Genomic DNA, 8,826 nt, shown 5'->3' on the forward strand with positions numbered 1-8,826 from the left:
CGGACAGCCGGTTTGTGTTCCGGGACCTCGCCTGAAAGGACCGACACCATGACCGTCAGACGCGACATCGAAGCCATCACCGAGCGTATCCGCCAGCGTTCAAAGCCAGGCCGCGAGCGTTATCTCAGCCGCATCGCCGAGGCGTCGAGCCACACCGCCAACCGGGCCGTGCTGTCGTGCGGCAATCTCGCCCACGGCTTTGCGGTGTGCAGCCCCTCGGAAAAGCAGGCGCTGGGTGCCGACAAGGTGCCTAACCTCGGCATCATCACCTCCTACAACGACATGCTGTCGGCGCATCAGCCTTTCGAGACCTTTCCGGCGCTGATCAAGGACGCGGCACGCGAGGCCGGCGGCATTGCCCAGGTCGCAGGCGGGGTGCCGGCGATGTGCGATGGCGTGACACAAGGCCAGCCCGGCATGGAGCTGTCGCTGTTTTCGCGCGACGTGATCGCCATGGCGGCCGCGATCGGCCTGTCGCACAACATGTTCGACGCCGCCGTCTATCTCGGCGTCTGCGACAAGATCGTACCGGGGCTGGTGATCGCAGCCCTCACCTTCGGTCATCTGCCGGCGGTGTTCATTCCCGCAGGACCGATGACCACTGGCCTGCCGAACGATGAAAAGGCCAAGGTCCGCCAGCTCTATGCCGAGGGCAAGGCGGGACGCGCCGAACTGCTGGAGGCCGAGTCCAAGTCCTACCATGGGCCGGGCACCTGCACCTTCTACGGCACGGCGAATTCCAACCAGATGCTGATGGAGATCATGGGTCTGCACACGCCCGGCGCTTCCTTCGTCAATCCCGGCACACCCCTGCGCGAAGCGTTGACCCGCGAGGCGACCAAGCGGGCGCTGGCGATCACCGCGCTAGGCAATGCCTATACGCCGGTTGGCCGGATGATCGACGAGCGTTCGATCGTCAACGGCATCGTCGGCCTGCACGCCACTGGCGGCTCGACCAATCACACCATCCACCTGATCGCCATGGCGGCGGCGGCCGGCATCGCCATCACCTGGCAGGACATTTCCGACCTTTCGGAAGCGGTGCCGCTGCTGGCGCGAGTCTATCCGAACGGTCTCGCCGACGTGAACCATTTCCACGCGGCCGGCGGCCTCGGCTTCCTGATCCGCGAACTGCTCGACGAAGGCATCCTGCACGAGGATGTGCAGACGGTCTGGGGCGAAGGCCTGCGACCCTACGCGGTCGAAGCAAAGCTCGGCACCGATGGCAGCGTGGTGCGCGAAGCCTCGCCGCGGACAAGCGGCGACGAGAAAGTGCTGGCGCCGTTCAACAAGGCATTCCAGGCGACCGGCGGCCTGAAAGTGCTGTCGGGCAATCTCGGCCACGCCGTCATTAAGACGTCCGCCGTGAAGCCGGAGCGGCGCATCATCGAGGCGCCGGCCAAGGTTTTCGACAGCCAGCAAGGGCTGAATGAAGCGTTCAAGGCAGGCACGCTGACCGGCGATTTCATCGCCGTCATCCGCTTCCAGGGGCCGAAGGCCAACGGCATGCCGGAACTGCACAAGCTGACCACCGTGCTCGGTATCCTGCAGGATCGCGGCCAGCGCGTGGCGCTGGTCACCGACGGGCGCATGTCTGGCGCCTCCGGCAAGGTGCCGGCGGCGATCCATGTGACGCCGGAAGCAGTCGAGGAGGGTCCCATCGCCAGGATCCACGAAGGCGACATCATCCGGCTCGACGCCGAGGCTGGGACACTTGAGGTGCTGGTGCCGGCCGGCGACTTCGCATTGCGCCGGACGGCCGATGCCGACCTCATCGGCAACGAGTTCGGTTTCGGCCGCGAGCTGTTTGCCGGGTTCCGGCAATTGGTCGGTCGCGCCGACCACGGCGCCAGCGCGTTCGGCACGGCTTGACGCAATCATCATCCTGTCCATGAAAAAGGGCGGCTCTTGGCCGCCCTTTTTGCTACCAGTCAAATGGCTGTCACGGCGTAACGGTGATTTCGCTCCGTTCGCCGGCCTTGACCGTCACCGGCATTTCCTTGTCATGGCCTGCATCGGACATGTGGCGGACGACCACATAGTCGCCGGCCGGAACGGTCTGCTGCCAGGTATCGCCATAGTTCAGGCCAAGCGCCTTTCGCTTGCCCTCTATGTCCTTTTTCGGCGACAGGATCTCGATCGAGTAGGCACCGGGGGCCGACATGGCCAGAACGCCGGCATCGAGCGGCACCTTGATGTCCATGACATCACCGACCTTGACGCTGAACGGCTGCTCGACGACCGCCAGGTCAAGCGTGGTCAGCGCGACATAGTAGTCCGGCGGCAGCCAGAACTTGCTGTCCGGTCCATAGGAATGCTCGACACTGTCACGCGTGCCATCGATTTTCTTCTTCGCCTTGACGATCTCGAAGCCGAGGCCGGAACTGTCGGCCTTGTCGCCGCCTGCGACATAGAAGGCGTTGAGCACGATATGGCCGACGCCAACGATGACGTCCTTCTCGATCTTCTGCCCGGCGGCGAGCTGGATGGTTTCGGTGACGCTGCCGGCGCCGATCTGGACCGTGACCTTCTGTTCGCCCGCCGGCACGATGATTTTGGTGTCGCCATAGTGGGTGGTGCTGCCACCCGGATAAGCGAAATTGAGGCTGGCCGCATCACTGATGTCGGCGCCCTGGCTCGGCCGCGGATGAATGAGCATGGTGCCCGCGTTCAAGGTGAACAGCGGCTTGTAGACCTGGCCTGCCTCGATCTTGAATTTCTGTTCCACCTTGGCCTCGTCGTCGCGTGCGACGACGATATAGTCGCCCGGTTCGAGATTGCCGTTGTAGGTGCCATATTCGGTGGTGACGGAATCGCCCCGCGAGCCGTCGGCGCTTGCCTTGTAGATCTCCCAGGCGTTGCCGTCGGTGATCGGCTCGCTACCTTCGGCCATCACCACTGTCGGCTGAAAATTGAATTCCGGTTTCGCCGGCTCCGGTGCGGGCGCAGGCGCCGGAGCGGGAGCCGGTTCTGGAGCGGGTGCCGCCACGGTCTCGACAAGCGCCTCCTGCAGCGCCTTCTCGTCGGAAGCCTGGATGTATTTGCCGCCGGTGTTGTCGGCGAGGCAGGCGATCTGCTTGCCTTCGTCGGCGGTGAGGCCGAAGCCAACGACATCGGCGGTGAAGTCGACGCCGGATGCCTCAAGCTCCTTGCCAAGCGCGCAAGGGTCGCCACCGCATGTTTCGAGACCGTCGGTGATGAGCACGACGGTCGCCTTGTCCTCGGTGTATTTCAACGCCTCGGCTGCTTGCTTGACGGCAGAGGTCAGCGGCGTCTTGCCGAGGAATTTCAGGCTGTCGGCGGCGGCCGAGATGGCACTTGCCGAACCTGCCTGTGGCGGCACGATCAGCTGGATATCCTCGCAGCTGCCCTTCTCGCGATGGCCATAGGCCATGAAGCCGATCTCGTCATCGGTGGGGACCGATTGAAGCACGGTTCGCAGCGACTCGCGGGCGATTTCGAGCTTGGGCTTGCCGTCGATCTGCGCCCACATCGAGCCGGAGGCGTCGAGGATGACGATGACCTTGTTTGCGGCGAAGCCGAACGTCGTCATCGACAAAAGGAGGATCGCCGCAGCGACGCCCCGTGCAAGTCCCGCCATCGAAATCTCCTCAATCCGCCCCTGATCCGGGCGGCAAGCTATTTGACGCGGCGCCGGGACACAAGTCGGTGCCGGTGCGTAGGGCTCCGAACTCAGCTTAACAAAAGATCTGACGTTCGGCGGTGTCGGCAGTGCCGGGAGTCTTTCACGATAGGAATTTTATCTTGACTCAGCGCCCTCAGCTATGGTAGATATTTGTCCATGGTGCTGATTTGCGCCAGTGACCCGCCGCTCAGGCGGGTTTTTCGTTTGATGCACCCTTCAGCCTACGTGTCGGCGCCGGGCCGAATGCCGAACTTTTCAGCGGAAGCGAGATTTAGTAGGTCGTGCGGCGCTCTTCCGAGGGCGGCCTGCCGAATTGCAGCCGGTAGCTCTGGGCGAAATAGGAATGCGAGGTGAAGCCGGTCGCGATCGCCACGTCGAGGATCGGCATGTTGGTCTGGCGCAGCAGTTCGCGCGCCCGCTCCAGCCGCAGCCGCATGTAGTAGCGGCCGGGCGTGACGCTGAGATGGCGCAGGAATAGGCGCTCGACCTGGCGCACCGACAGGCCGGCGGATTTGGCCAGCTGCACCGCCGACAGCGGTTCGTCGAGGTGGTCGGCCATCAGTTCGACGATGCGCCTGAGCTTCTCCGACTTGCCGGTCAGGTCGCGTTCCGGGCCGACGCGCTGGCGGTCTCCGGCCGAGCGGATGCGTTCGTGCTGGAACTGGTTGGCGACGCCATTGGCGAGATTCGAGCCGAAATCGCCGCGCACGATCTCCAGCATCAGGTCGATCGAGGTGGTGCCGCCGGCGCAGGTGTAGCGCTTGCGATCGATCTCGAAGACATTGCCCGTGCAGTTGATGTCGGGGAAGCGTTCGACGAAGCCGGCGCGGTTCTCCCAATGGATGGTGCAGCGGTAGCCTTCGAGCTGGCCGGCCTCGGCCAGCAGGTAGGAGCCGACCGACAAGGCACCGAGCGCATTGCCGCGCCGGCCCCAGCTGCGCAAAGCCGCCAGCACCTTGCTCTTGCCGGGAAATTCGGTCGTCAAGCCGACCGAGACGAAGAGGATATCGACCGGCGGCAGGTCGGCAACGGCGTAGTCGATCTTGAGCGGCAGGCCATTGGAGGCCATCACCGGATCGCCGTCGGCAGACACCGTGGTCCAGCCGTAGAAGTCGCGGCCGAGCAACCGGTTCGCCGACCGGAACGTATCGATCGCCGCGGCCAGCGAGAACATGGAGAACTTGTCTACCAGCAGGAAAGCGAACTGCCGGCCGCCTTGAACGGGATCAGTCATGACCGGCCGTTCTGAGGGAACACTGGGGTTCGGCAAAGCTGCGGCTTTCTGGCGGGTCAGAAGGACGGCCGTTTCAATCCGGCCGCAAGGTAGGCCGAGGCTAACGTATTGGCCATCAGCATGGCAATGGTCATCGGCCCGACGCCGCCGGGAACCGGCGTGATGGCTCCGGCGGCCTTGGCCGCTTCGGCATAGGCGACGTCGCCGACGAGGCGCGACTTGCCCTCGCCCTTCTCGGGTGCGGGAATGCGGTTGATGCCGACGTCGATGACGGTGGCGCCTGGCTTCACCCAATCGCCCCTGATCATCTCCGGCCGGCCGACGGCCGCGACCAGAATGTCGGCGGTGCGGGCAAGTGCCGGCAGGTCTTTGGTACGGCTGTGGGCGATGGTGACGGTGCAATTGGCGGCAAGCAGGAGGTTGGCCATCGGCTTGCCGACGATGTTGGAGCGGCCGACGACGACGGCATTGAGGCCGGACAAATCCTTGCCGCGCACCCGTTCGATCAAAAGCATCGAGCCGGCCGGTGTACAGGGCACGAAGGCAGTCTCGAGTTCACCGGTGCCGAGCTTGCCTACATTGATGAAATGGAAGCCGTCGACATCCTTTTCCGGCGCGATGGTCTGGATGATCTTGCCGGCGTCGATATGGGCAGGCAGCGGAAGCTGGACCAGGATGCCGTTGATGGCCGGATCGGCGTTGAGGTCGCCGATGATCTTCAGCAATGCCGGTTCGGAGGTTTCGGCCGGCAGCGTGTGCTGGACGGAATGAAAGCCGCATTCCTTGGCGGTGCGCGATTTGGAGGCGACATAGACCTGGCTGGCCGGATCCTCACCGACGATGACCACGGCAAGACCGGGTTTGGCCTTGCCTTTGGCGACAAGTTCGGCCGTCAGGATCTTGACCGTCCGCACCACGTCTTCGGCAACACTCTTACCATCAATCACTTCGGCCATGGACCACCCTCAACACCAAAATGCCCAAGCGCGTCGCGTCCGGAAGCGACGCGCGTTCTGATCTTTCACAGCGTGGCATCTTCACGAAAATTCCAACACGCAATCCCGCCAAAGCGCCGTCCCATGCCGTTTACGCGAAACCGGCATGCTTTTGTACGGCAGCGCGAAGAATTTTGTGGCTCAGAAGTAACGGCGGCGCGCGCGGCTCTCGGTAAGTTCGCGGACCGCTTCACGGAATTCACGCAGGCTGGCGCGGATTTCCTCGATTGGCGCTTGCGGTTCGACGTCCTGCTCGGCCTGCCGCGCCTCCATAGATGGCCCGCGAGGCTGGGTCTCCTGCCGCGGCGAGGTGGGATGTTGCGGATAGAGCGCGGAAGCAGGCTGAGGCGGATAGGGCAGCTGCCTGGCATTGGGGCCCGACATGGACTGCGGATAGCCCGGCTGCTGCGTGTAGGCCAAAGGCTGCGCGTAGGGATAGAGTTGCGGGCCCGAATACGCTCGCGGCGGCACCATGTGCGGAGGCTGAGGCGGCTGCGCCATCTGCGGGGCATAGGGAACAGGATTACCGGACTGGAAGGGCGGCGGCGGGTAGGCCGCGGCAACCGGCTGCCGAGGCGCAAAGGCCGGTGCAGACTGGGGATAGGACGCCGGATCTTGCGTCGGCTTCCCGTTTTCAGTGGAGACCCACTCGGTATCGAAGGGCTCTTCCGGGAACGGCTTGCGGGACACGGCCTTGCGCAGCATCGACAGCAGCGCGCTGACCCTGCCGGGGCCTTCGTCCGGCGTGGTCCCGGCCTGCTGGACAGGCGGCGGTGCTACGGGCGGTGGCGGCGCAGGCGGGGGTGCCGATGGTTGCGGAGCGGGTGGTTGCGGCGCCGGCGGGGGTGCTGCCCGATATGGCTTGTCCTCGTAAGGCGTCCGACGTTGGTCCGCACTGCGGTCGCGGCGCGAGCGCGAATTGGCGGTGTCACGCAGGCTCTCATAGGCGCCACGCATGGCGCCGAGGCCAATGCCGGAGGCAAAGCCAAGCAACAGGCCGGCAAGCGCCACCACGACCCGCGACGGCCCGTTCGCCTCGAGCGGTGCGAAGGCCTTCGAGATCACGTTGATGTTGGCGGTGTTGATGTCCTTCTGCTCGCCGGTTTCCTTGGCACGCAGCAGGTACTGTTCGTAGACGGAACGCTTGGCGGTAGCCTCGCGCTCCAGTTCGCGCATCGACACCAGATCGCCGTTGACGTCGCCGCTGCGCACCTTGAGCTGGGCCAGGCGAGAGGCGAGATCCTGTTCGAGCTGGACCGCGCGCTTGAGGTCGACCTGCAGCGACGAGCCGATGCGGCGCAACTCCGCGGCGATGCGGTCGCGTGCGCCGGCAAGCTGGGCATTGAGAGCCTGGAGTTCGGGGTGACGCGGGCCGAACCGGATGGCGGCGCGGTCAGCCTCCTGCTTGAGCGTCGCATATTGCGAACGCAGATCGCTCATCGTGTTGGAGTTGATCTCCTCCGGCAAGGTGCCGGTCAGAACCGAGTTGACGTCGACCGAACGCGCCGAAGCCGCCCGGGCATTCAGCTCCAGCGTGCGGGCGCGGGCAACCGAGAGCTGCTCGTTGAGTTTCAGCATCTCATCGTCGCTGATGAGGTGGCCCTGTGCGTCGACAAGGTCGTGCGAGGCCCTGAAATCCTCAACCTTGCGCTCGGCCGTCTCGACGCCCTTGCGCAGTTCATCCAGCCTGGCCGTGAGTTCGTCGGTAGCGCGACCCGCGGTATCGGACTGGATCTGACCGAAGGTCTGCAGGAAGACATCCGTCATCGTATTGGCGATCAGAGCCGATTTCTCGCCATTCTGCGTGGTGGCGCTGACGGTGATGACGAAGGTCTTGCCGCCGCGCTCCACCGAAAGGCTCTCGGCCAAATTGCCGACAGCAAGCGCACGGCGGCGGGCGTCGTCGACACTACCTAGCCCGTCATTGCGTGACAGGATGGAGCGGATGAGCGACATGACGCTGAGGCCGCCGCCCTGCCCATTGAATTCCGGGTCATTGACGAGATTGAGCTTGTCGACGACCTTGTTGAGAACAGTGCCTGATGTCAGCACCCGGACCTGGTTTTCGACGATGGCCAGCGTGGCGTCGGAAGCGACGACCGACTGGGTGAGGTCTCGGTCGGTGAGCTTCAGGTCACGCGGATCGACGATCAGTTCGGTGGTGGCCTCATATTTCTTCGGCGTCGACAGCGCGATGGCAATGCCGAGCGCGGCACCCAGTATCGTTGTCGTCACGATCAGCAGCTTCGACTTGCCAACACCACGGACGACCTGCATCGGATCGATCAGCGGCTTCCACTGCTGGCTGTCCGAACCGTCATTGTGGGATGCCGGCGTGTCGCCTGAATTGTATCGTTCGGATGCACGATCGGGGCGATAGGCGCCTGCGGTTTCGGTAGACTGTGTCCGTGGCGCGGTTCGCGCAGGGGTCACCGACGAGGCTGGCTGATAGCCAGACTGATAGCCGTCTGTTGCGGCCGGATCCGACAGCTTCGGGTTCGTCCGCGTTTCGCGTTGTGAACGGGCGAGACGATGGCGCGTGGCGGCATCCTCGCGCCATGAGGGGTCTGCCCGGTCCCCGATCGAGACCAGGGACGCGTCGGGTTCGTCGCCGCGCACAGCCTGGCCAAGCGCCAGCAACGAGCGCTCGCGCTTCCAGTCTTCGCGGTTTTCCCTGTCGACCATCGTCTGGAACTTTACCCTTGGCGACCTGCGAGCGGCGATTGGCCATTCGTTAAGCCACGCTAAACAGGCATGGAAAACAAAAGGTTAATTTTCCCGCGCCGAAGCCGCGGTTTCTCTCTTCGGTTGCATCTATTTTCAACACAACCCTAAGCCCCAGAACGGCGCGTTAAGTTTTCCAGCGTAGGCTCTGCTTGAGACATGACGCAGGCCAGTGACATACCGCAAAGGCGGCCCCTCGCCCGGATCGGCAGCTTTTTGGCCGAACG

General features: G+C 64.1%; 5 protein-coding genes. 1 reads left to right on the forward strand and 4 read right to left on the reverse strand.

Annotation, left to right across the window (positions count from 1 at the left end):
• The first annotated feature begins 48 nt into the window (after window positions 1–48).
• Window positions 49–1,872, forward strand: a complete 1,824-nt coding sequence (gene edd, locus NKI73_RS11710) for a phosphogluconate dehydratase (RefSeq protein WP_352629656.1) — start codon at window positions 49–51, stop codon at window positions 1,870–1,872.
• A gap of 70 nt (window positions 1,873–1,942) precedes the next feature.
• Here the strand turns inward: edd and NKI73_RS11715 are convergent, their stop codons facing one another.
• The 4 genes from NKI73_RS11715 to NKI73_RS11730 form a co-directional block, all read right to left on the reverse strand.
• A complete protein-coding gene (locus tag NKI73_RS11715) occupies window positions 1,943–3,601 on the reverse strand; it encodes a vWA domain-containing protein (protein WP_352629658.1) in 1,659 nt (552 codons plus the stop codon).
• 316 nt (window positions 3,602–3,917) lie between these two features.
• Window positions 3,918–4,880, reverse strand: a complete 963-nt coding sequence (locus tag NKI73_RS11720; protein WP_013530232.1) for a GlxA family transcriptional regulator — start codon at window positions 4,878–4,880, stop codon at window positions 3,918–3,920.
• Window positions 4,881–4,936: 56 nt separating this feature from the next.
• Entirely contained in the window at window positions 4,937–5,836 is a 900-nt protein-coding gene (gene folD, locus NKI73_RS11725) for a bifunctional methylenetetrahydrofolate dehydrogenase/methenyltetrahydrofolate cyclohydrolase FolD (protein WP_352629661.1), read from the reverse strand.
• Between the two features lie 180 nt (window positions 5,837–6,016).
• Window positions 6,017–8,560, reverse strand: coding sequence for a GumC family protein (locus NKI73_RS11730; protein WP_352629662.1), 2,544 nt, complete (start codon window positions 8,558–8,560; stop codon window positions 6,017–6,019).
• Window positions 8,561–8,826 lie beyond the last annotated feature (266 nt).

This window comes from Mesorhizobium sp. M0496 (assembly GCF_040321205.1).
Lineage (GTDB): Bacteria > Pseudomonadota > Alphaproteobacteria > Rhizobiales > Rhizobiaceae > Mesorhizobium.